The organism is Ensifer sp. ENS10, assembly GCF_014852025.1.
GTDB lineage: Bacteria > Pseudomonadota > Alphaproteobacteria > Rhizobiales > Rhizobiaceae > Ensifer.
This window is the reverse complement of record NZ_JACVAS010000008.1, coordinates 124998-146883: the sequence shown is the minus strand read 5'-3', so window position 1 is coordinate 146883 and position 21886 is coordinate 124998. Positions and strand designations below refer to the sequence as shown.

Genomic DNA, 21886 nt, shown 5'->3' with positions numbered 1-21886 from the left:
ACTGTTTCATGCCCGGGCGCGAACGTACGAGCCCGGCGCTTCCTCGAGCGAATTCAGCGGGCCGCCGGGCTTGCGGGCCGGAACGCGTCTCTTGTCGAGCTTCTCGATCCATTGGTGCCAATGCGGCCACCAGGATCCCGGCGTTTCCTTCGCAGCCTTGAACCAATCGTCAAACTCGCCCTTGGGCGCGCCTCCGGTCCAGAACTGATACTTGCCCTTGTCCGGCGGGTTGACGACGCCGGCAATGTGACCGGAGCCGGAAAGCACGTAGGTGACCTTGCCGCCGAAGGAAGAGCTGCCGAGGAAAACCGACCGCGGCGGGGCGATGTGGTCTTCCTTGGTGGCGAGATTGTAGATCGGGATTTTCACGTCGCCGAGCGACACCTGCCGGCCCGCCAGCATCATCTCGCCCTTCGAGAGTTTGTTCTCGAGGTAGCAATTGCGCAGATAGAAGGAGTGGTTGGCGGCCGGCATCCTTGTCGAATCGGAATTCCAGTAGAGCAGGTCGAAGGGCAGGGGATCCTGCCCCTTGAGGTAGTTGTTGACGAAGTAAGGCCAGATCAGCTCGGAGGCGCGCAGCATGTTGAAGGCGGTCGCCATCTTCGAGCCGTCGAGATAGCCCGTCACGCTCATGTTCTGTTCGATCTGGCGAATCTGCTCCTCGTCGACGAAGACCTTGAGATCGCCCGCATGGGTGAAATCGACTTGCGTGGTAAAGAGGGTCGCGGAGCGAATGCGATCGTCGCCTTCGGCGGCATGCAGCGCGAGGGTCGCCGCAAGCAAGGTGCCGCCGACGCAATAGCCGATAGCATCGACTTCGCGCTCGCCGGTCGCCTGCTCGACGGTATCGAGCGCAAAGCCGATGCCTTCGCGCGCATAGGCTTCCCAGTCCTTGGTTGCGTGCCGTTCATCCGGGTTCACCCAGGAGATCACGAACACCGTGTGCCCTTGGTCGACGGCCCATTTGATGAAGGATTTCTGCGGGTTGAGATCGAGAACGTAGAACTTGTTGATCCACGGCGGGCAGATCAGCAACGGTCGCTTCAGCACGGTCTCCGTCGTCGCTTCATACTGCAGCACCTGGCAGACGTCGCTTTGGGCGATGACCTTGCCTGGCGTGATCGCGATATTCTCGCCGATCGCGAACTTGCTGGTATCCGTCTGCCGCAGTTTGAGGTCGCCGCGGCCGGCGGCGACGTCCTCGGCGAACATCTGCATGCCCTTGACGAGGTTGGCGCCGTTCGATGCGACGGTTTCGCGATAGAGTTGCGGATTGGTGGTGACGAAGTTCGTGGGCGAGAGCGCGCTCGAAACCTGGCGTACGTAGAAAGCCGCCTTGTGCTTGGTGTGATCGTCGAGCCCTTCGGCGTCCTCGACCATGCGCTCGGCCCAATCCGACGTGACGAAATAGGCCTGCCGGATGAAATCGAAGAACGGGTTCTTCACCCAATCCTCGTCGGTAAAGCGCTTGTCAGTGCGCTGGAGAGCCGCAGGCTCCGGCATTCCGACGTCGCCGGACATGCGGTGGAGCGTCCGCGACCAGATCTCGAAGAAGCTGCCCATCAGGTGCGTCTGCGCTTCAAGCGTGCGCCGGGGATCGGAAAGCCAGTACTCGGAGACCTTGGAGAGCGTTTTCACCATGTCGGTGACGGGTTCGGAGAAGACGTCCGATTTCTGCCCCGATTCACGCGGCGCCAGCCAGGCGGAGGCTGCCTTGCCGAGTTGCTCCATGGCGCGGGCGAGGTTGACGGCGAGGCTTTCCGGGTCCTTGACGATATAAGGTTCGACGGATTTGGGGTCGAATCCCGTGAAGCCGTCCTTGCCAGCGGTGCCTTCCGTTTTCCTCTCTGCTGTCACCCGGCGTCCTCCACAGCATCTTGTTTGTTTTGTATTTTTACATTCTGCCCGAAAATGATTACAAGGGCTAGCGCATCGTCGCGTGTCAAAACAGAGGTCGTCTTCAGTATGCTTGCCGTCGGAAAACAGCGTTCCATCACCTGGCTTGCCGGGATCGTTCTGCTAGGTACGCTTGCAGGCTGCAACAGTCAGAAGACAAACTTCGAGAACTATCCTTCGGTCTATGGCCAGAAGCCGGCCGCAACGACGCAGATGACCAATGAGGAGGCGGCCGACATGCAGGCGCGCCTGACGTCGCTTGGCGCTGCGCGCAAGTCCGGCGCGATCTCGGAAGCCGAATATCAGCGGCGCCTGAAGGAAATGCGTGCACTCGCCGAACAGCACGGTACCGACACGCTGAAAGAGATCCAGAATTAGCGCTTGCCTTTCCGGTGATTTGGACGCAAAGCGTTCAATGGCCGCATGGACGGCCGTTCACCACAGCGCACGGTTTCCCAAGGCTTGAGCCGCTGGCGGGAGCGTGCGCCAAATGAGGTTTGGAGATGGAAGAGTTTCACAAAGTCCGGCGTTTGCCGCCCTATGTTTTCGAACAGGTCAACCGTTTGAAAGCAAGCGCGCGAGCGGCCGGTGCTGACATCATCGACCTCGGCATGGGCAATCCGGATCTTCCCACTCCGCAGTCGATTGTCGACAAGCTCTGCGAGGCCGTTCAGGACCCGCGCACGCATCGTTATTCGTCGTCGAAGGGCATTCCCGGGCTGCGTCGTGCCCAGGCCGCCTACTACGCCCGTCGCTTCGGCGTCAAGTTGAACCCGGATACGCAGGTCGTCGCCACCCTTGGCTCCAAGGAAGGCTTCGCCAACATGGCGCAGGCGATTACCGCGCCCGGCGACGTGATCCTGTGCCCCAACCCGACCTATCCGATCCACGCCTTCGGCTTCCTGATGGCGGGCGGCGTTATCCGTTCGATCTCGGTCGAACCCGACGAAACGTTCTTCGGGCCGCTGGAACGCGCCGTGCGGCACTCGATCCCGAAGCCGCTGGCGCTGATCCTCAACTATCCGTCGAACCCGACGGCGCAGGTGGCGACGCTCGACTTCTACAAGGACGTAATCGCGTTCGCGAAGAAGCACGACATTATCGTGCTTTCCGATCTCGCCTATTCGGAAATCTACTTCAACGACGCGCCGCCGCCGTCGGTCCTGGAAGTTCCGGGCGCGATCGACTGCACGGTCGAATTCACCTCGATGTCGAAGACATTTTCGATGCCCGGCTGGCGCATGGGCTTTGCCGTCGGCAACGAGCGGCTGATCGCGGCACTGACGCGGGTGAAGTCCTACCTCGACTATGGTGCGTTCACGCCGATCCAGGTTGCCGCCACACAGGCGCTCAACGGCGACGGCAGCGACATCGCCGAAGTCCGCAACATCTACAAGCGCCGTCGCGACGTGATGGTCGAAAGCTTCGGCAAGGCCGGCTTCGACGTGCCGCCGCCGGCAGCGACCATGTTTGCCTGGGCGAAGATCCCGGAAAAGTTCCGTCATCTCGGTTCGCTCGAGTTCTCGAAGCTCCTGGTCGAGAAGGCTGATGTGGCAGTTGCTCCGGGCATCGGCTTTGGCGAGCAGGGCGACGACTACGTGCGTCTCGCTCTCGTCGAGAACGAACACCGCATTCGCCAGGCGGCGCGCAACATCAAGAAATTCCTGTCGACCGCCGACGAGACGATGCACAACGTCATCTCGCTCAACGCGCACAGGTGATTGGAGCGGGATGAGGAAAAGTGTACTCGGTTTTCCGCCCGCATCCCGCTTAACTTATGATCCAAGACGGGCGGCGCGCTTCGTGTGCGCCTCCTTCCACGCCGGCACCGCGGTTCTCGCGGCTCGCCCTCTACATGTTAGGAAATGGCTATGGCAGATGCCCTCAAAATCGGCATTGCGGGCTTAGGTACCGTCGGTGCCTCGCTCGTGCGAATCCTCCAGGATCGTCACGAGATGCTTGCGACAACGTGCGGGCGGGCAATCGAGACCACGGCCGTAACCGCGCGCGACCGCAACAGGGATCGCGGCGTCGATCTTTCGAAGGCGACCTGGTTCGAAGATGCCGTTTCGCTGGCGCGGGACGCCGATATCGACGTCTTCGTCGAGCTGATGGGCGGCTCGGGCGATCCGGCCTATTCAGCCGTCAAGGCGGCGCTTGAGCGCGGCATTCATGTCGTGACCGCCAACAAGGCGCTGCTTGCTGCCCATGGCATCGAGCTCGCCAAGATCGCCGAGGAGAAGGGCGCGCTGCTTAACTACGAAGCGGCGGTTGCCGGCGGTATCCCGGTCATCAAGGCTCTGCGCGAGTCCATGACCGGCAACACGATCTCGCGCGTCTACGGGATCATGAACGGTACCTGCAATTACATCCTGACGAAGATGGAGAAGGAAGAGCTTTCCTTCGAAGCCTGCCTCAAGGAAGCGCAGCGCCTCGGCTATGCCGAAGCGGATCCCGCATTCGACATCGAGGGCAACGACACGGCGCACAAGCTGTCGATCCTCACGAGCCTTGCCTTCGGAACGGCGATTGCGGCCGACGACATCTATCTCGAAGGCATCACCAACATCTCGATCGACGACATCCATGCGGCAGCCGATCTCGGTTACCGGATCAAGCTTCTGGGCGTCGCACAGCGCACCGACAGCGGCATCGAGCAGCGCGTCCACCCGACGATGGTGCCCTATGATTCCGTCATCGCGCAGGTCGACGGCGTGACCAATGCGGTCGCAATCGAATCCGACATTCTCGGCGAATTGCTGATGGTCGGCCCCGGTGCCGGCGGCAATGCAACCGCCTCGGCGGTGCTCGGCGATATCGCCGACATTGCGAAGAGCCGTCCCGGCGCCCAGCACGTTCCGGCCTTCGGCCGCCCGACCCATGCGCTGCTTCCCTACAAGCGCGCGCAGATCCAGAGCCACGAAGGCGGCTACTTCATCCGCCTGAAGGTCGTCGACCGCACCGGCGTTTTCGCCAGCATCGCCACCCGCATGGCGGACAACGGCATCTCGCTGGAATCGATCATGCAGCACTCCAAGCAACTCATGGAAGGCGGCGAGCCGCAGACGATCATCCTGGTGACGCATGCGACCTCGGAGCATTCCGTTCGCGATGCCATCAAGGCGATCAAGGGCGAGGGTTATCTCGTCGGCGAACCGCAGGTCATCCGCATCGAACGCCCGAAGGCGAACTGAGGACGGCATAGACCTCAGGCAGCAAGGCAAGTCGGCGCGTAGCGCTGGATTGCCACCGATAGATTGGAAGCCTCGTCGTGCAAGCATGCCGGCGAGGCTTTCCTATTTGGGCATTTCAGGCGGGCGGTGCCGAAAACGGGCGAGGAACGTGGATCTCTGTGTATGCCGTTCCAAAAACGGTCACGATTTTCGGGGTTATGCGCTAAGAAGCGATAAGCGCAGGCGGGTGGACGAGCATGGATGAATTGGTGGATCCGGTACAGCGGGCCTTTCTCGGCGTCGAGCAGTCGATCAGCGGCCAGCGCTGGGTGTCGCGCCTTGATCAGGCCGGCCAGAACCGGGCGCTCGCCATCAGCCAGGTCCACGGCTATTCCGATCTGCTCGGTCGCGTGCTTGCCGGCCGCGGTGTCGTGCTTGACGACGCGGCGAGCTTCCTCGATCCGACGCTGCGGTCGCTGATGCCGGATCCCGATTCGCTCACCGATTGCCGCAAGGCCGCCGATCGCCTGGCAGTGGCCATCAAGCGGCGCGAAAAGGTCGTGGTCTTCGGCGATTACGACGTCGACGGTGCCGCCTCTTCGGCACTGATGACCCGCTTCCTCCGTCATTTCGGCATCGATGCGGAGATCTATATTCCCGATCGGATATTCGAGGGCTACGGGCCGAATCCCGCGGCCATCGAACAACTGATCGACAACGGCGCCGAACTTATCGTGACCGTCGACTGCGGCTCGACGAGCCATGAAGCGCTCGCGGTGGCGGCGAAACGCGGCATCGATGTGGTCGTCATCGACCACCACCAGGTTGGCTCAGCGCTGCCGGCCTGTCATGCGCTCGTCAATCCCAACCGGGAGGACGATCTTTCCGGACAAGGACATCTCTGCGCCGCCGGCGTCGTCTATCTCGTTCTCGTCAACACGCTGCGCGTTCTGCGCAATGCCGGCGATGTCCGTGTTGCATCCTTCGATCTGCTGGCCCAGCTCGATCTGGTGGCACTGGCGACCGTCTGCGATGTCGTGCCGCTCAAGGGGCTCAATCGGGCCTATGTCGTCAAGGGACTGATTGCCGCGCGGCACATGGGAAATGTTGGGCTCGCGGCGCTGCTGAGGAAGGCGGCGATCGGCGGTCCGGTCACGCCCTATCACCTGGGGTTTCTGGTGGGGCCACGAATCAATGCCGGTGGCCGCATCGGCGACGCAGCGCTCGGCAGCCGCCTTCTGGCGATGGACGATGCCGGAGCGGCGGAAAAGATCGCTGCGCAGCTTGATGAACTCAACCGCGAACGCCAGGCCATGGAAGCCGCCATGCTGGCCGAGGCCGAGGCCGAGGTTCTGGCGGAATACGGCACCGGCGAGGGCGCCTCGGTGATCGTTACAGCGCGCGAAAACTGGCACCCCGGCATCGTCGGGCTGCTCGCCGCCCGCATCAAGGAAAAATTCCGCCGGCCGACCTTTGCCATCGCCTTCGATCCGAATGGGCGCGGCACCGGCTCTGGCCGTTCGATCAATGGCTTCGACATGGGCAAGATGGTCCGGGCGGCCGTCGATGGGGGCCTGCTGGTCAAAGGGGGCGGTCATGCGATGGCCGCCGGCCTCACGGTGGAGCGTGCGAAGCTCGGCAAACTCCGGCAATTCTTCGAGGAGCGTGCGGAATCTGCGGTGCGCGATCTCGTCGCCATCCAGACGCTCAAGGTCGATGGCGCGCTCGCCGCCTCCGGCGCGACGCTGGAGCTTATCGATCTCCTGGAACAGGCCGGCCCCTATGGCTCGGCGCACCCGCAACCGGTCTTTGCCTTCCCGCAGCATCGGCTGCGCGACAGCCGGCAGGTGGGCGCTAACCACATCAAGGTGACGCTGGAGGGCCAGGACGGCAGCCGGCTCGACGGCATAGCGTTCCGGGCAACGGAGACGCCACTCGGCGATTTCCTGCTCGCGAGCCGCGGCACGTCTATTCATGTGGCAGGTTCGGTCTCGGCGGACCTTTGGCAAGGCCAGCGCCGCGTGCAGCTACGCGTCACGGATGCGGCGAGGGCCCTGTAACCTCGCCGAACAGGAATCGCTCAGATTTGAGCGGCGGCTGGTGCTCTTGCGAGCAGGGATTGGCACGCCCAACGGGACTCGAACCCGTGTTGCCGCCGTGAGAGGGCGGCGTCCTAACCGCTAGACGATGGGCGCCCATGCTTCTGACTGATGAACTTGCAACGCAGTCTTGCGGCCGTGAGCAATTCAGCTGCGGATATTATGCTTTTTCAGCGCAAACGACGACATAAATCCAACTGCATCGCTCCGGCGACAAGGTCGCGAGATTCGATCGAAAGTGAGCCGCAAGCGCAAGTTTGCTGCGTAGCTATATTGGAGATGTGGGGGAGAAATTCAACACAGTGGCACGCCCTAGGGGAGTCGAACCCCTCTTCCCAGAATGAAAATCTGGTGTCCTAACCGATAGACGAAGGGCGCACTCGCTGTGTGGGCGCCTTATAGCCAGCGACTCTGGATACCGCAAGCGTCAATCTCAGGTTTTTTGTGCTTTTCCTGTTAAAAAACGGCGAGAAAAATTCGGCGCCTGAAGGCCGGAATCGGAGACGTGTCCGAGGCAGGAAATCACCGTTTCAGACGAGGAAAATATCGATTTTCATGGGGGAGGAGATCAACACAGTGGCACGCCCTAGGGGAGTCGAACCCCTCTTCCCAGAATGAAAATCTGGTGTCCTAACCGATAGACGAAGGGCGCACTCGCTGTGTGGGCGCCTTATAGCCAGCGACTCTGGATACCGCAAGCGCCAATCTCAGGATTTTTGTGCTTTTCCTGTTCAAAACAACGAGAAAAATCCGCGGACTAAATGACCGGATTGGAAGACGTCGGCGACGGGAAAGATCGCTGTGTCAGGCGGGAAAATCAGTGATTTATGTGGGGGAGGAAGCTCAACACAGTGGCACGCCCTAGGGGAGTCGAACCCCTCTTCCCAGAATGAAAATCTGGTGTCCTAACCGATAGACGAAGGGCGCACTCGCTGTGTGGGCGCCTTATAGCCAGAGGATTTGAGAACCGCAAGCGGCAATCTTCATATTTCTGTAAAAATTCCACAGTCGCGAGCCGAAGGGTAGATTCCTTGGAATAATCCATGGAAACAAGCGGTTGGCTTCAGCCCTTGCCGCGCCGGCAGCGCCAGTTCCAATCTCGCTGAGCGCCGATGTCGATATGGACCGACTCCGTATGGCAATAGGTGCCGACGCCGCCGCGACCGGGAACGCTGCGCAGGAATTCGGCAAGATCCCACTTGCTGACGCCTTGGACCTGGATGTCTGCTGCCTCGCAGCGGGTATGCAGCGACTGCTTCGCCCGGTTGACCTTGATCGGCCTGAGGCCGGAGGTCACCATCACCTGCTTGCCGTAATGCGTTTCCACCTTCTTCAGCATCTGCATGAGCTCAGGCTTGAAGCAGCCGGCATCAACCTTCTCGGTCTGCAGGATCAACCCGCTCGGGGCCAGCCGTGCCAGGCCCGACAGGGATGCGACCTGAACCGGCGCGCCATCGTCGTCGTCGCCGAGATGTTCCTCGTGCTCGAAATTATAGAGCGAAGTCAGCTTGACGCCCGGAAGCGTGTAGGCGAGGGAGGCCGTCTGCGGCCGGCTCGCGTTGCTGGTGGTAATCGTCTTTTTTTCCGCTGGTTGCGCGGCGCGCAGTGCTTCCTGCTGTTTTTCCTTGCGTTTCCCGGCAAAGAGCGTTGCGAGTGTCCAGGTTTTCGGCGCTTCCTTGTCGCCGTCGCTTTCCTTTGCCTCCGCGGTCGCCTGCATCGGTTCCGCGATCGCCACTTCAGCCGCGGCTGGCGCAACCTCTGCATTGGCCACGGCCTGAGGTGCAGCCGATTTTTCGCCGCCGGCGGCCGCCTCGGCGCTGAGCGGTACGGGGACGGCTGCGGGAAGGGCGTCCGGCGCCGGAGCGGGAGCGTAGGCTGCGACCGCCGTGTCTGCCGGCGCAGCGGTGGCCTCGTTCGCGGCACCCTGTTGCGGCGTCATGATGGGCTGAGGCTGTCGCTGGGTGCCGCTGAACAAGCTGTTGGTGGTTGCGTTCATGGCGGGCTGGCCCGCCGGCAGCGGCACAGTTCCATTGGCCTGCGGCTGGGTATTCGGCATGCCCTGCGTCGCCGCTGCCTGTCCGTAGATGCTGGAAGAAGCGGCACGCAGGCCTGTGTTCTGCATCGTCAGGGACTGGGCTTGCCCGGAATCCTGCGTGGTGGCGGTCTGTTGCGCCTGCGGATCGCTGCCGAGCGCGGCCACCTGCGCATCCCGGACCGTGCCTTGCTCGGCCGATTCGGCCGCCTGGGCCGCTGTCTGTCCCTCAAGGCCCAGCCCGGCGGTGACGTCGTTGTCGGCAACGGCCGACACGCAGCCGCTGAGTGCCAGGAGTGAGACGGATAAAGCTGCCGCGCGCGCAATGGCAGCGAGCACTGCGCCCTTCGTATCCGGATGTTGCAACGTCCTATCCCCGCTCTCCGTGCATGACGGGCGAAACCTTCGCCTTGTCGTGCATTAAGTCTCAGTTCCGAAACATCGCTCAGAACAAACAAACTCATGTTTCTCGCGGCGGTCCGAAAGAACGCCACGGGAAAAGATCAGGCCAAGTACAAAGGGGGTCGCCGCCACGAGACATCGCGGATAGGACCCGGCATCAACGTTTCGCGCGAAAAAATACTCAACGACACGCGATTTGTAAACCGGCGCTAACCTTGAGCCCGCATGTTGCACACATGCAAAGGCCCGGATCGACCGGGCCTTGGATCATTCATTGCTGCTGCTGATCGGCGACTCGGCCATGCCAGCCGGTATGACCGGCCACATAGGGGCATCCTCGCCAGTCAGAATTGCGCGGGGCTTACCATGCGCCGGTATTGGCCATCGAAGCCCAGGGCTCCTGCGCCGGACGGTTCTCGCCCTTCTGCAGGATTTCGATCGAAATGCCATCTGGGGAACGTACGAAGGCCATATGGCCATCGCGCGGCGGGCGGTTGATGGTCACGCCATTGTCCATCAGATGCTGGCAGAAGCCGTAGATATCGTCGACCTCATAGGCGAGGTGACCGAAATTGCGCCCGCCGGTGTAATCTTCCGTATCCCAGTTGTAGGTGAGTTCGAGGCAGGGTGAGAGTTCTCCGCGTGCGCGATCGATGTCGCCGGGGGCCGCGAGGAAAACGAGCGTGAAGCGGCCTTTCTCGTTCTCGTAACGGCGGATTTCGGTCAGGCCGAAAAGCGTGCAGTAGAAGTTCAAGGCCTCGTCCAAATTCTTGACGCGAACCATCGTGTGCAGATAGCGCATTGCAATGTCCCTGTTTTGCAGAAGATGGCGTATACTGAGCCGCCAGCAAGCCAGAGGCAAGGCTGCGTCCGCATATTAGATCTCGGCCAAAATATGCCGAGGGTCTTGCGTATCCGCGGCGGGACGATGTTATTCTGGTCAATAAGAATCAGTTAACCGTATCGGTAGTCGCGCGTAAACGAGGGGCTGGGAGAGAATGGCGGATAGGACATCTTCAAAAGACGTCATGCATGGTGACGACTTTGGCAGTGACGCTCTCGACCTCATCGAAATCACGGGCGTGATCAAATGGTTCGACGTCGCCAAGGGCTTCGGGTTCATCGTGCCTGACAACGGCATGCAGGACGTGCTGGTCCACGTGACCTGCCTGAGGCGCGACGGTTACCAGACGGTTCTCGAGGGCGCGCGCGTCGTGGCTCTCATCCAGAAGCGCGATCGCGGCTACCAGGCGTTCCGCATCCTGTCGATGGATCAGTCGACCGCCGTACATCCGTCTCAGCTTCCGCCGGTGCGCACCCATGTGCAGGTGACGCCGACCAGCGGCCTCGAACGGGTCCTGGTCAAGTGGTTCAACCGCACCAAGGGCTTCGGCTTCCTGACGCGCGGCGAGGGGACCGAGGACATCTTCGTTCATATGGAGACCCTGCGGCGCTTCGGCCTCACGGAGCTTCGTCCGGGACAGGTTGTCCTGGTGCGCTTCGGCGATGGCGAAAAGGGCCTGATGGCCGCCGAGATCCATCCGGACGGCCCGTCGCCGACGAGCCGGTCGCACTGATGCTCGCGGTACGAGATCTTTCCGGAAAAAGCGCCCTGGTGGCGCTTTTTTTGTTGTTCGCCTTTGCCGCTGCGGCTTTGGCGGAGGTTGAGTTCACCACGGACAAGATGCGGCTCGTGACCGCCGACAGGAAGGTGCACGAACTGACCGTCGAGCTTGCCGTCGATCCCGACCAGCGTGAGCAGGGACTGATGTTCCGCCGGTCGATGGCGCCGGATCACGGCATGTTGTTCGATTTCGGTGAAACCCGCCGCGTGATGATGTGGATGAAGAACACCTATCTGCCGCTGGACATGCTGTTCATCGACAACAAGGGCGTGGTGCGGACGATCCGCCAGGGCGCCGTCCCATTTTCCGAAGCGATCATTGATTCCGGCGAGCCGGTCGCCTTCGTTCTCGAGCTCAATGCCGGCACTGTCAAACGCCTTGCTATTCGGGCCGGAGACCGTCTTGAAGGCGCTCGAATCCCGGGGCGATGATCCCGGGGGAGATGATCACAAATCGACAGCTGGCATCCGTTGGCCTTGTAGTTTGGGCATCAGCGCCTAAATCACCTGTATCGAGACGAATCGATCCTTTCGATGACGACTGCAAAGCCTTTTGGGCAGACTTCAACTTAATAAATTGCTAATATTCTGCCGAAGACGACAGGAGGCATCTGTGATGGTCCGGAGTGTGGTTGTTGCGATCGTGGCGGCCGCTGCGTTCGCGCAAAACACGATGGCGGCAGACCTGACGCCGGCGCTGGAGCCGGCGCCGGTTGTCGAAACGCCGCCCGTTTTCGTATGGACCGGCGGGTATGTCGGCCTTCAGGGCGGTGGCGGCTGGCTGAATGGCGATTTCAGCGCGCCCGGCGGCAGCGGTTCAGAAGATTTCAACGGCGGCTTGCTCGGTGCCTTTGCCGGTTTCAACTATCAGCAGGGTGATTGGGTCTACGGCATCGAGGGCGATGTCAACTACAACTGGAATGACAAGAGCGTCGATGTTGGCGGAACCTCCGCCGAAGTCGGCACCGATGTCTCCGGCGCGATACGCGGACGCGTCGGCTATGTGCTGAACGACAAAGCGCTGCTTTACGGGGCAGGAGGCTGGGCGGTCACCCGCGGCTTCGTCGATGTGCCCGGAGCCTCGAAGGAGAAAGAGACCTTCAACGGTTGGACGATCGGCGCCGGTGTGGATTATTCGTTCACCGACAACGTCTTCGGGCGCGCCGAGTATCGCTACAACGACTATGGCGACAAGGACATCGGCGGCGTCAACGTCGATCTCGATCAGCAGCAGTTCACCATCGGCGTCGGTGTAAAATTCTGACCAATGCGCAGGCAGCGCCAGCATCTGGCCGCCGCTTCCTTGATTCGTTCATGCAGGCTGCAATATTCCCCCTGCGCGATCGGCAATTTCGCCTCGATCGCCTTCGTCCGAGAGATCGAGAGCCACGCGGAGACCGTCCCGGATGGGCCGTTGCAACGCCTTGCGTGAGCCGGACAGCAGCGTCAGCCGTCCTGCTTCCTCAAGCCGGACGAGCCTGTTGCGCGACAGGCCGAGTTCCGCCGACAGCAGGCGATCCGCCCGCATACTGACTGCCAACGGCACCTCAAGGACGATCTCAAGATGGGTACAGACGTCCCGCGGTCGAGCGACGACGCGCCTTGTCACATGGCAAGCGGCGAATTCTTCGATCCTGTCGGTGCTTCGCCGAAGGCCCTCGACGTCGAACGAGACCCGGCGAATCCAGCGCGGGTCGTTGTTCTGAAGCGCATCGAGCGTTTCAGGTGCGATGTCGCGGACATACTGCCGCTCGAAGATCGGGCGATTCCAAGTGTCGTCGCAGTCGGCGCAGCGATAGATCAGCCAGGCATCCAGCCGCCGGCCGTTGGCGTTCAGCCGCGTCTTGCGGCTGCATTCGAATGGGCGCGCGCCGCGGCAACGGCTGCAGGCGAGCCAGGGGCGCGGCGCGGCGTGTGGTTCAATGGTCCACAGGACCGTCAATGTGTGAGACATGTCGTCTGGTTCTTCCAATAGGAAGTCCATCGAGACGACGGTTTGAGTACCCGTTCCGGGGACGCGGTCTGGCAGCGTTTGTAGGTGATGGTTCCGCCTGGTGGTGTTGCACCGGGCTTGAGATCGGCAATGCCATTCCGGTCTCGAATCGTCACCTCAACGAACGCATGAAATATCATACCGGTAGCGTCGGGCGCTATCGGGCGTACGGGGTGAAACTAGCGAGACCGGATTTTACAAAGGCAAAGCGAGACTCCAGGAGAGCGCGATTGTGGCTGCGTGCCCGTTCTACACCGCGGCGTGTGCCGCGCAAAGTGCGGAGTTGACATGCCTACGCGCCATGGTGGCTTTTTGCTCGGAATAGGTGAAATTTGGCCACAGGCAATTTCGCTCAATAGGAGTAGTATGAGGCATTACACCTCCAATCTGGAGCGGCCTCTGCATTGGGACGGCCGCTTCTTTTTTGGACGGCGTAGCCGTTCTTCCTCAGCCGACGCGGCCGAAACTCAGCTCCATTGACGTTGAAGCAGGAGCAGTCACTGAGGAAAATGACGTGACGCGGTTGCGACCGCCGCGCTTGGCTTCATAGAGCGCCGCGTCTGCCCTGTTGAACAAGTCCTCCCACGACCCTTCGTTGCCGCCGGCTGCGAGGCCCATGCTGACACTGAGCGCTATGTGTTGCTCGTTGCCGATCACCACGAGTTCTTCGACGGCGCGACGCAGGCGCTCGGCGATGAAAAGCGCCTGCGTTTCGCTGGTCTGCGGCAGGTAGAGGCCGAACTCTTCCCCGCCAAGGCGGGCGAAGCAATCGCCCTTTCTGAGGTTCTTCCTCATCAGATCGGCAAAGGCGATCAGCGCCTGGTCGCCGGCTTGGTGGCCATAGCGATCGTTGATGCGCTTGAAGAAGTCCAGATCCATGACGATGAGGCAGTCGCCATGCCAGTTTGATCCAGGCAGTTGCGTGAGAAACCAGCGTCGGTTGCGCGCGCCGGTCAAGGCATCGGTGTCGGCTGAACACCTGAGCTCGGCTTCGGCCCTCTCCTTGACGAGGACGAGCGCAAAAAGGGCGATCGCGAAGTGGCATATGATCGAGAGGAAAAAGGCGTAGGTGGTGGTGATCGGTATGACGCCCGGCTTCACAAGACCGATCACCACGGCAAGGCAGAGGCTGGCACCGACGGTCATGGCCGCCGCAAACAGCGCGCGTACCGGCAGCGGCTCCCTGTTGCGATCGGCGATGACGGCGAGGGCGGCGGCCGCCAGAAATGCAAAGGCGGTGGCATTGAACACACTGGCGCGGATGTAGTTGACCACATGGAAATGCGTGGCAAGACCGATTGCTGCGCCCGCGGCCGGTATCGAAAGTGCCAGCCAGTCCGCCTTGCGTCGCCGGCCAGCGCTCAAGCGGCGCACACCGATCCAGAACAGCGCATAACCGCCGATCCCGAGCGTGAAGCTCGAAAGCGTCCACAGATAGGCCGGCAGCAGCTGCTGTTCGCCGTAGCCGGCGAGCGTCGACGCAAGAGCTAGGAAGAAGAAGCCGCTCGCGAGAATTCCGAGACCTTCATCCCGCGGCGATTGCCAGCGGGCATAAAGAAAGCAGAACGCGCCGACGAGGAACGACGATTTGTGAAGCAGCAGAACGGTGGTGAGATCGAGTTGGGTGTTCATGGAATGATGCTCGGGCGGGCTTGGGAGGCTGGCGCGGTGCAGTTGTGCACCCTTGGCTCTAGCCGCAATGGATTTAGCGATTACTAAACTCGAATGACAGACCGACACTTTTGTCCCATTTCGGGACATTTCTGCCTGCCACGGACTGTGGGTGGGACGAATGCAGGTTTCATCAGTGTGGACGTCAACGAAATTACATGTTGCAGCCCAAGGGCGAAGCGTGTATCTCCGGCGCCGTTGGCACGGAGTGTAGCGCAGTCTGGTAGCGCATCTGGTTTGGGACCAGAGGGTCGGGAGTTCGAATCTCTCCACTCCGACCATCGTAACGCCGAAGGTGGCGTTCCTGATCTCCCTGCGTCTTTTCACTTCGTCAGATATTGCCTTTTGGGCACTTGTTGAACGGCGACTGCAGGGCCGTGTCAGCGGAACCTGTATCCCGCGCGGTCGTCTAGCCGAAAAGCCGAATTTATCCGGCCAAAAGTCATTCCGTTTTAAATCAATCTGCGTTATGGGATGACGGAATGCTGGCGCCCGTGAATGTTGCCAGCGAAAGTATGGAGCCGTTCGAAACCATGTCCGCAAAGATCTATCGTCCAGCAAAGACCGCCATGCAGTCTGGCAAGGCCAAGACGAATCTGTGGGTGCTGGAGTTTGATCAGGAAAAGCCGCGCACGATCGACCCGATCATGGGCTACACCAGTTCCGGCGACATGAAGCAGCAGCTGCGGCTGACCTTCGAAAACGCCGAGCAGGCCATCGCTTATGCGGAGCGCAACGGCATCGAATACCGCGTGATCGCGCCGAAGGAAGCGACGCGCAAGAGCGTGTCCTATCCGGACAACTTCCGTTTCAACCGGATGCAGCCCTGGACCCACTAAGTCCTCCGGTCGCATTCGACGGGCGAAGCCCGGGACGGCCCCTTAGCTCAGTTGGATAGAGCACCTGCCTTCTAAGCAGGTTGTCGCAGGTTCGAATCCTGCAGGGGTCGCCAAAAAATTCAAGCACTTAGCGGGTGTTTTTGAGGTTCTACTATGATTTCGCGGGTTTGGTTTGTCCCTGCGCTGACTGATTGGGTCATTTCGCTGGATTTGATTTGGGCATTTCTTCCCAACGCCTATTTTCTCAGGCAACTGGTTTAGCCTGATGGTAGCTACTTAACCCAAGTGAACGGTTTGAATCGAGCGGGTTTAGCCGCGGTCGCCGTCGGTTGGTATCCAGCTAAAATCGCCATGTGGTAGTTCAGCGCACTAACGAGGTTGAGGTCGGTATTCGCCGCTGAATTTCCAGCATCGTCTATCATCACCTGCCGGAAGCTATTCCTTATGGTGTAGATGCCATAACTGTTATCGGTTCTCATACCCATCGCGGCTAGCAAGGCGTCGGCCGAGCCCATTTCGACGAAGAGCTTTCGCGATACCCATACCTTTTTGTCTCTGTCCGAAGCGTGGATGAGCTTGAGCGTTTCTGTCGCTTCGAGTCTGGCAGGCTTGTGTGGGCGACCTGGACCCGTTTTAACTGCGATCTGCTCCGTCAGAAAACCTTCGGCGATCGCAGTGATTATGTCGTAATCTGTATAGGAATAGACCACGTTACCCGCCTGGGCCGTATCGTCTATTTCGATGAGAATGACACCGCCGCCTCTGCCGCATTCGACGGGGTCGCGAAAATACTTTTCGCCTACATCTACTGTTGGCCACAGCAGACCTGCGTTGATATCCCAGCTTGCCGTGGCGGCACTGGCGAGAACAGCCTTTGTCTGGAACCAACGAGAAACGTCCTCGTCTTCGACGACTATATCAAATCCATCGCGATCAACATCTGGCTCGTACAAGTGCAGATGGTATCCGTTTCGCGCCGCCGCGATCTTGATATCGAAAGACAAGCGACTGAAAAATATTCGCTCACGTGTGGTCTGATTGACGGGAGCGGCAAAAAAATCGCGAAGATTCTGGCTCTTGTCCAATTTAGTCTCCATCTTCCAGACGGCGCTCAAGCGGAAGCACGTGCGCTGTGGCGCTCAATTCGCCGTCCCGAACATGGCTTGCACAAACTTGTCTTTCTCTGCCGACTGGGCGGGCGAATTCCCTCTTGCAAAGACCAGTGTCCTCCAGGCGTCACGCCCTTTGACCGCGATGGTCACTTCAACAATGCTGTCGGTGTATTTTACCGATTTTCCTGTCGCCCTGAGCGCAGGCATACCTTGGACGGAGACTGACCTCCACTCCGTATCAATGCTCACATCCGAGGCGACTGCCGCCTTTATCGCGTCGGCATAAGCGGCGGCCTGCACCCCGTCAGACGGAAACCGCTCGTAGCCAAGGATTGCCTCAGCGAGCAATTCGTTGGAGGCAAAATAAAACGCCCGCCCGCTGTTTGTCTTCATCTCCTGTGCCTGCCAAGTCTTCCCTATGGTAGCCGTCTTATCCGTAACCGGGTTTAACCAGGCCTGCGTGGCGTTGAGATTCGTCTCCGCCTTCTGATCTTCAGCCCGCAAGATAACATTGCCCGTAAACAGAGCGCTCACGACGACGATGCTCGCGGCCAGACGCACTTTCGACGGATTGGCTATGATTTCAGGATTACCTTCGTCGTAGCTGGCAGCCTTGCCTGCTGCAAGCAGTCGGTATTGGCGGACTTGCGTGAAAAGCGCGACGAAAGGGATACCAAGCCCAAGTCCAGCGACCCAGACCTTGAACTCTCTCGAAAGATAGAACCCAATCCGACTATGACCTTGGGGGACAACAACGCGCACACCGACGACAGCCTTCCCAGGTGTGGTGCCGACAACAATCATGCACAGAGCTAGAAATAGCGCCACGAGCGGAAGCAGTAGAACGCCGAATAGAACGCCGTTCATCGTAACGATCTGCAGGTAAATGTCCGGAGCGTATAGGACAGCCCAAAGGCCTATTCCGAATCCGAACAGCGGGACGAAGATGAGGTTGTCGATGAACCTCGCCCAAAAACGTGGCCAGGGTCGTGAGGCGATTTCGACACCTGGCCTCACAACAGGTGGGTCAAAAATGGGTGATGGCAATTTCGGAGGTGATGCGACGGGTAGCGGCGGAGGTGTCGAGAATGCCTTTGACAGATCGGGGTGATCGGCTGCCCGTTGCCAAGCATCCATGCCCTCGTGCCAAACAAAAGTCTCTCTATTTATCTGGCCGCTTTTTATTAGCCCGCGTATTTCATCATCATCAACAGGGCCCTTTTGATCTTTTCCTGCCGCATAGTACCAAACGATCATATATTCCCCCATCCGCTAGGCAAAGACGTAGCAAGGTTAGAAAGCAGGGTAAAGTTGTACCAGGCACGCCAGCCGAATCTTGCGAGTAAAAAATCGCTTTGGCCGGGGCAAAACTATTTAAAATTGCGACGGTGCTCGGATTCGAGCGGGGGCGGCAAGCGGCTACAACTGGCTTCCTCCAGAATCATTGCACCGCACTTGACATTTCCAAATTTGTTCACTATCCGTTCTTTTTAGTAAGCCAGTGTTCGATTTTCCGCGAGGTTGTCATGCGTATCGCGAGACACATCATATCTGGCCACAGTTCCAGGCCGACGGCTTGGGGATGGGCCTCTTACATAATATGACGCCCTGGTCAGGGTCTTGAAGGAAGCGCCTATTCGCTGACCTAATTCGAGACTCCCTATTCCAATACCCCAACCCGTTAGTACTCCAGTTACCCTATCGCGCGAAGTGCACCAGATCGGTGCACTATTCGCCCAATTTCCCGCGCCGACCCCCTATGCAGCGCCGGCGGAATCTATATGAGCACGGTCACTGACCGCAAAGGAGCCCAGGCATGAACCGGATATGCATACAGACCAAGTAATTAGCTGGACCATTTAGTCCGCTGGTTGCCCACGTTTGTATGTGTCGTCTTGTTCCTAGCCAAGGAGGGCTCCATGCATTTCGCACGTCAGGTTTCCCGCCACATTAAGCTCGATCGCGCAGGCCTCGGTTTCCTGAGCTTGCCCGCCATCCGTCATCCGCGCACCTTCGGCCAGGCCAACCGCATGGCTGAGATCGGCTCGCCCGAAGCCGGGGACGGCGGAATAACGCGGAATCGTCGTAGGAACGACGACTAAGACGACCTTCTGGAACGAGCCGGTGGCCACGCATGCGGTACGCAAGCCGCCTGCGACGCACGCCAAGACGCTCCGCGGGTCATCGGTCTTCCGCAACACGGTCCTCTTTCACGAGAGCGATCTCGAGCGTCGAGTCTCCACGTACCTTCAGCTTCGCAAGGACCTGAAGGCGATCTACTCCCAGTATCCCGTGCTTCTCTACCGCGATGCCGATGGTGTCTGGTGCGAGCACATCTGCGACTACTGTGTCGTCTTCGAAGATGGCCACATGGTTGCGGTTCCAGTTAAGCACGCCCGCAAAACGGCGGCGATGCGGGACCTCATGGCGCGCATCAAGGCCGAAGGCTACCTCCGCAAGAACAAGAACGGCACCGTGACCGCGGGGGCCGTCCACGACATCCGTCTCATGACGGAGCGCGAGGCCACCTATGGTGCCTATGAGAACGCCATGCGCATCATGCGTGCCCGTCGTATGCGCGACGACGACGAGTATGAACGCGCCCTAGCGATTGTTCAGACCCTGAGCGGTTACTTCCGCTTCGGAGATTTGCTTCGCAACTGCCGCGATCACGCCGCCCGTCGCACAGCGATCCTTCTGCTGATCGACGACCGGGTCCTCGTACCTGAAACGCCGGGACCGATCGACGACCTGACCGTGATGGTCCGGCGGTAGCCCCAACCCAAGCCTTCCTTCCGTTGCCCTTAAAGGAGCCAGCCATGACGCACGCCTTCCCCCTTCCGCACGTCTTCAACTACGCCATCGTCAACATGGGTCGTGACGACCGCTACTCCGACCAAAACGTCAATTGGTTGCCCTTGCACCGTGACGCGGACGGCTACCGCTTCCGCAACGAAAACGACGGTGAACACGAGGTATTCATCCCCCATCGCGACATCTACGCGCGGCTTGCCAGCGGAGCCGCGAAGATTCGCTACAAGCACAACACCCCCGAGAGCCAGAAGCTCCGTGCGATCTTCGGTGAGCAGACCTTCGAGGACATCGTGGGCAAGCCGCGCGCCCTCGCGTTGTTCCGTGAAAAGCTCATCGAGCGGTTCGATGCGGAACGCCAAAAGCTGGGAAAGAAGCCGCGATGGTCGAAGGAAACGTTCGAGGCGAAGCTCCGCGGCTGGCGCAAGGAAATCCTGGCGGAAATGCTGGGCCTTGAGGAAGAAGACGAAACCCGCGCCGACCAGATGGTCGAGGTGAAGGCATTCCCGACGCCGTCGGTGAAAACCTTTCGCCGCGACTACAAGCGCTATCACGAGAGCGGCGAGCAGGTCCTCGGGATCGTTCACCGTCATCATGGGCCTGGCTTCCACCTGAGGGCCACGGACAATGAATCGCTCGCCTTTGCCTACGAAGCGGCGCGCGGCTACATTTCGCCGCTCAAGCCTTCCATGGCGCAGGTGTACCGCAACTACCAAGAGGCACTGGCGAAAGAAAACGCCGACCGCCCGCGCAAGCTTCTGAAGATCACGCGAAGCAAATTCGAGTCGATCATCTCCAAGTTCGATGCCTTCGATAAGTGGGACGGCCGCCATGGCCGCGCGTCGGCTCTCAAGCACTTCGGCATTGCCAAGAGGGGCATCAGCGCACTCCATGTCGGCGAGCGCATTGAGATCGACTTCTGGAACGTCGACCTCATGTCCCTCTTCGTCGAAACCGGCATGTGGGCGATGCTTCCGCCTGCGTATCGGGCAGCAATCGAAGGCAAGCGCATCTGGTTCGTGGCCGCGATCGATGTCGCCACCCGCTACATCCTTGCCTTCCGCGCCAGCTTGAACCCCAACGCGGTTTCCGCCGTCGCTGCGATCCGCATGATCATGACCGACAAGCGTCACATCTCGGAGTTTGTCGGCGCGGAGACGCCGTGGTTCGCGTTTGTCCAGCCGCGTGACGTCTTCAGCGACAACGGCAAGGAGTTTGCCAACGGACGGGTGGAATCCGTGATGCGATCCGGAGGGATCACGTTCAACCGTCCTCAGGCAGGCAATCCCAAGGCTCGCCCCTTCATCGAGAGCCTGTTCCACTCGATCGGCCCTTTGATCGCAAGCTACTTCGAAGGTCGGACGTTCGGTTCGATCGCCGAAAAGGGCGACTACAATCCCGAGCATCATATCAGCCTGCAGGCGGACGAGGTCGTCAGGCTGTTCACCTTCGCGATCTGCGACATCTACCACAACAAGCCGCATAGCGGTCTCGGAGGGGCTACCCCACACAACGCCTGGATTAGAGCGGTCCAGGAACACGGCATCGAATTCCCGAGCCAGGACCCTGAGCAGATGCTGCACATCTTCGGTGAGCGCTACGAGCGTCGCATCGGGGAGTACGGCATCCCCTTCATGGGAGTGCCTTACGGGAACGAGGAACTGCACCGCCAGCGCACGAAATACGGCCAGATGGCTTTCGAGATCAAGGTCGATCCCGAGAACCTCGAACACATTGCCGTTCGCGGCGACAAGGGGTGGTTCGTTGTTCGAAACATGGTCGGCCTCGACCGTTCCGTGTCGCTGGCTGAGTGGATTGCAGCCCGCCGCGATATCCGCCGTCAGAACGCTACAGAGGCGGAAGCCGGCTTGGAAGCGATGTACCGGGCCATCAACCGCCTGCGTAAGAGCGGGGAAGCCGCGGCGCTGCGGGCAAACCTGACCGCGCGGCACTTGGATGCGAGCCACTACGCGATCCTGGAAAATGATCTGTTCGGTTCCTGGGAGGCTGTTCGCTCGGCAAGCACGCCAGAACTGATCCAGGCATTCGAAACGCCGGAAGACCCGCTCCGCGACGGATCGGTCTCTGAATCCCGTGCCATCCCCGAATTCCACGCGGCCCGCGAACGGGACGCCAGGAAGAACAAGCGCCGCGAGGCAAAGGTCGTCGAGGAGACGCCTGCCGAGGTCGCATCGTCTGAACCTTCAACCGACAACTACTACGAGGAGTACTGA

Annotated in this window: 18 protein-coding genes and 6 tRNA genes; 13 read left to right on the top strand and 11 right to left on the bottom strand. The window is 60.2% G+C overall.

Annotated features, from left to right (window positions below; translation table 11 throughout):
- Positions 1-6 precede the first annotated feature (6 nt).
- A complete protein-coding gene (gene phaC, locus IB265_RS25175; protein ID WP_057255856.1) occupies positions 7-1857 on the bottom strand; it encodes a poly(3-hydroxyalkanoate) polymerase subunit PhaC in 1851 nt (616 codons plus the stop codon).
- 108 nt (positions 1858-1965) lie between these two features.
- Here phaC and IB265_RS25170 point away from each other — a divergent pair, with 108 nt between their 5' ends.
- The 4 genes from IB265_RS25170 to recJ all read left to right on the top strand — a co-directional run bounded on the left by IB265_RS25170 (position 1966) and on the right by recJ (position 7129).
- Complete coding sequence (locus tag IB265_RS25170) at positions 1966-2274, top strand: hypothetical protein (RefSeq protein ID WP_057255859.1); 309 nt, start codon at positions 1966-1968, stop codon at positions 2272-2274.
- Positions 2275-2399: 125 nt separating this feature from the next.
- A complete protein-coding gene (locus IB265_RS25165; RefSeq protein ID WP_057255861.1) occupies positions 2400-3617 on the top strand; it encodes an LL-diaminopimelate aminotransferase in 1218 nt (405 codons plus the stop codon).
- A gap of 150 nt (positions 3618-3767) precedes the next feature.
- Positions 3768-5090 (top strand): homoserine dehydrogenase, encoded by a 1323-nt coding sequence (locus IB265_RS25160; protein WP_057255863.1) that lies wholly within the window; start codon positions 3768-3770, stop codon positions 5088-5090.
- Between the two features lie 236 nt (positions 5091-5326).
- Complete coding sequence (gene recJ / locus IB265_RS25155) at positions 5327-7129, top strand: single-stranded-DNA-specific exonuclease RecJ (protein WP_057255864.1); 1803 nt, start codon at positions 5327-5329, stop codon at positions 7127-7129.
- A gap of 60 nt (positions 7130-7189) precedes the next feature.
- Here recJ and IB265_RS25150 read toward each other — a convergent pair.
- The 6 genes from IB265_RS25150 to IB265_RS25125 form a co-directional block, all read right to left on the bottom strand.
- Positions 7190-7264 (bottom strand) — tRNA-Glu (locus IB265_RS25150).
- Between the two features lie 207 nt (positions 7265-7471).
- A tRNA-Glu gene (locus IB265_RS25145) sits at positions 7472-7546 on the bottom strand.
- A gap of 199 nt (positions 7547-7745) precedes the next feature.
- Positions 7746-7820: transfer RNA gene (locus IB265_RS25140), tRNA-Glu, on the bottom strand.
- A gap of 200 nt (positions 7821-8020) precedes the next feature.
- Positions 8021-8095: transfer RNA gene (locus IB265_RS25135), tRNA-Glu, on the bottom strand.
- Between the two features lie 136 nt (positions 8096-8231).
- Positions 8232-9566 carry a YcbK family protein gene (locus tag IB265_RS25130; protein ID WP_057255866.1) on the bottom strand — a complete coding sequence of 445 codons (1335 nt, stop codon included), beginning with the start codon at positions 9564-9566 and terminating at the stop codon, positions 8232-8234.
- Positions 9567-9963: 397 nt separating this feature from the next.
- On the bottom strand, positions 9964-10404 hold the full coding sequence (locus IB265_RS25125) for a VOC family protein (protein ID WP_057255868.1): 441 nt from the start codon (positions 10402-10404) through the stop codon (positions 9964-9966).
- A 196-nt stretch (positions 10405-10600) separates the two neighbouring features.
- Here IB265_RS25125 and IB265_RS25120 point away from each other — a divergent pair, with 196 nt between their 5' ends.
- From IB265_RS25120 to IB265_RS25110, 3 genes are all read left to right on the top strand, one after another.
- The gene (locus IB265_RS25120) at positions 10601-11179 is read left to right on the top strand and encodes a cold-shock protein (RefSeq protein ID WP_043623636.1); all 579 of its coding nucleotides are present in this window, start codon (positions 10601-10603) and stop codon (positions 11177-11179) included.
- Positions 11179-11658, top strand: coding sequence for a DUF192 domain-containing protein (locus tag IB265_RS25115; protein ID WP_057255869.1), 480 nt, complete (start codon positions 11179-11181; stop codon positions 11656-11658). The genes IB265_RS25120 and IB265_RS25115 overlap by 1 nt, the downstream gene beginning before the upstream one ends.
- A gap of 184 nt (positions 11659-11842) precedes the next feature.
- On the top strand, positions 11843-12490 hold the full coding sequence (locus IB265_RS25110; RefSeq protein WP_057255871.1) for an outer membrane protein: 648 nt from the start codon (positions 11843-11845) through the stop codon (positions 12488-12490).
- A gap of 48 nt (positions 12491-12538) precedes the next feature.
- Here IB265_RS25110 and IB265_RS25105 read toward each other — a convergent pair whose 3' ends face one another.
- Both IB265_RS25105 and IB265_RS25100 read right to left on the bottom strand, forming a co-directional pair.
- Entirely contained in the window at positions 12539-13180 is a 642-nt protein-coding gene (locus tag IB265_RS25105) for a DUF1062 domain-containing protein (protein ID WP_057255873.1), read from the bottom strand.
- Between the two features lie 486 nt (positions 13181-13666).
- Positions 13667-14851 (bottom strand): GGDEF domain-containing protein, encoded by a 1185-nt coding sequence (locus IB265_RS25100; protein ID WP_057255875.1) that lies wholly within the window; start codon positions 14849-14851, stop codon positions 13667-13669.
- Between the two features lie 243 nt (positions 14852-15094).
- On the opposite strand from IB265_RS25100, the gene IB265_RS25095 reads away from it, so the two are divergent.
- The 3 genes from IB265_RS25095 to IB265_RS25085 all read left to right on the top strand — a co-directional run bounded on the left by IB265_RS25095 (position 15095) and on the right by IB265_RS25085 (position 15842).
- A tRNA-Pro gene (locus IB265_RS25095) sits at positions 15095-15171 on the top strand.
- Between the two features lie 252 nt (positions 15172-15423).
- Positions 15424-15729 carry an ETC complex I subunit gene (locus tag IB265_RS25090; protein WP_034791376.1) on the top strand — a complete coding sequence of 102 codons (306 nt, stop codon included), beginning with the start codon at positions 15424-15426 and terminating at the stop codon, positions 15727-15729.
- Between the two features lie 36 nt (positions 15730-15765).
- Positions 15766-15842: transfer RNA gene (locus IB265_RS25085), tRNA-Arg, on the top strand.
- 159 nt (positions 15843-16001) lie between these two features.
- Here the strand turns inward: IB265_RS25085 and IB265_RS25080 are convergent.
- Both IB265_RS25080 and IB265_RS25075 read right to left on the bottom strand, forming a co-directional pair.
- Positions 16002-16814 (bottom strand): hypothetical protein, encoded by an 813-nt coding sequence (locus IB265_RS25080; protein ID WP_192495276.1) that lies wholly within the window; start codon positions 16812-16814, stop codon positions 16002-16004.
- A 54-nt stretch (positions 16815-16868) separates the two neighbouring features.
- The gene (locus tag IB265_RS25075; protein WP_192495275.1) at positions 16869-18098 is read right to left on the bottom strand and encodes a DUF4339 domain-containing protein; all 1230 of its coding nucleotides are present in this window, start codon (positions 18096-18098) and stop codon (positions 16869-16871) included.
- 662 nt (positions 18099-18760) lie between these two features.
- Between IB265_RS25075 and IB265_RS25070 the strand changes: the two genes are divergently transcribed.
- The 3 genes from IB265_RS25070 to IB265_RS25060 are packed head-to-tail and all read left to right on the top strand — an operon-like array spanning position 18761 to position 21886.
- The gene (locus IB265_RS25070) at positions 18761-18943 is read left to right on the top strand and encodes a hypothetical protein (protein WP_192495274.1); all 183 of its coding nucleotides are present in this window, start codon (positions 18761-18763) and stop codon (positions 18941-18943) included.
- A 22-nt stretch (positions 18944-18965) separates the two neighbouring features.
- A complete protein-coding gene (locus IB265_RS25065; protein ID WP_192495273.1) occupies positions 18966-19616 on the top strand; it encodes a hypothetical protein in 651 nt (216 codons plus the stop codon).
- Between the two features lie 44 nt (positions 19617-19660).
- Positions 19661-21886: a Mu transposase C-terminal domain-containing protein gene (locus tag IB265_RS25060; protein WP_192495272.1), complete on the top strand. Its 2226-nt coding sequence runs from the start codon at positions 19661-19663 to the stop codon at positions 21884-21886.

Excerpts from the sequence above, each read along its gene's own strand:
- IB265_RS25170 (WP_057255859.1), top strand. The coding sequence starts at position 1,966 with ATGCTTGCCGTCGGAAAACAGCGTTCCATCACCTGGCTTGCCGGGATC.
- IB265_RS25165 (WP_057255861.1), top strand. The coding sequence starts at position 2,400 with ATGGAAGAGTTTCACAAAGTCCGGCGTTTGCCGCCCTATGTTTTCGAA.
- IB265_RS25160 (WP_057255863.1), top strand. The coding sequence starts at position 3,768 with ATGGCAGATGCCCTCAAAATCGGCATTGCGGGCTTAGGTACCGTCGGT.
- recJ (WP_057255864.1), top strand. The coding sequence starts at position 5,327 with ATGGATGAATTGGTGGATCCGGTACAGCGGGCCTTTCTCGGCGTCGAG.
- IB265_RS25125 (WP_057255868.1), bottom strand. The coding sequence starts at position 10,404 with ATGCGCTATCTGCACACGATGGTTCGCGTCAAGAATTTGGACGAGGCC.
- IB265_RS25120 (WP_043623636.1), top strand. The coding sequence starts at position 10,601 with ATGGCGGATAGGACATCTTCAAAAGACGTCATGCATGGTGACGACTTT.
- IB265_RS25115 (WP_057255869.1), top strand. The coding sequence starts at position 11,179 with ATGCTCGCGGTACGAGATCTTTCCGGAAAAAGCGCCCTGGTGGCGCTT.
- IB265_RS25110 (WP_057255871.1), top strand. The coding sequence starts at position 11,843 with ATGGTCCGGAGTGTGGTTGTTGCGATCGTGGCGGCCGCTGCGTTCGCG.
- IB265_RS25105 (WP_057255873.1), bottom strand. The coding sequence starts at position 13,180 with ATGTCTCACACATTGACGGTCCTGTGGACCATTGAACCACACGCCGCG.
- IB265_RS25100 (WP_057255875.1), bottom strand. The coding sequence starts at position 14,851 with ATGAACACCCAACTCGATCTCACCACCGTTCTGCTGCTTCACAAATCG.
- IB265_RS25090 (WP_034791376.1), top strand. The coding sequence starts at position 15,424 with ATGTCCGCAAAGATCTATCGTCCAGCAAAGACCGCCATGCAGTCTGGC.
- IB265_RS25075 (WP_192495275.1), bottom strand. The coding sequence starts at position 18,098 with ATGATCGTTTGGTACTATGCGGCAGGAAAAGATCAAAAGGGCCCTGTT.
- IB265_RS25070 (WP_192495274.1), top strand. The coding sequence starts at position 18,761 with ATGCATTTCGCACGTCAGGTTTCCCGCCACATTAAGCTCGATCGCGCA.
- IB265_RS25060 (WP_192495272.1), top strand. The coding sequence starts at position 19,661 with ATGACGCACGCCTTCCCCCTTCCGCACGTCTTCAACTACGCCATCGTC.